The sequence below is a fragment of the Halomonas sp. ND22Bw genome (genome assembly GCF_003011945.1).
Taxonomy (GTDB): domain Bacteria; phylum Pseudomonadota; class Gammaproteobacteria; order Pseudomonadales; family Halomonadaceae; genus Halomonas; species Halomonas halophila.
Genome location: NZ_PXWD01001680.1, coordinates 1 through 239 on the forward strand (window position 1 = coordinate 1; position 239 = coordinate 239).

Here is a 239-nt window from a genome sequence, read left to right on the forward strand (position 1 = left end):
GCGTCTGATGAGCCAGGCGCTGCGCAAGCTGACGGCCTCCATCTCCAAGTCCAAGTGCATCGTCCTGTTCATCAACCAGATTCGCCACAAGATCGGGGTCATGTATGGCTCGCCCGAGACGACGACGGGCGGCAATGCGCTGAAGTTCTACGCCTCGGTGCGTCTGGACATCCGCCGCACCGGCGCGATCAAGAACCGCGACGAGGTGGTCGGCAACACCACCCGGGTCAAGGTGGTCA

General features: G+C 62.8%; 1 pseudogene. It reads left to right on the forward strand.

Going from position 1 to position 239, the window contains the following annotated elements:
• Nucleotides 1-239: pseudogene (locus CVH10_RS23980) on the forward strand (DNA recombination/repair protein RecA); the annotation flags it as partial.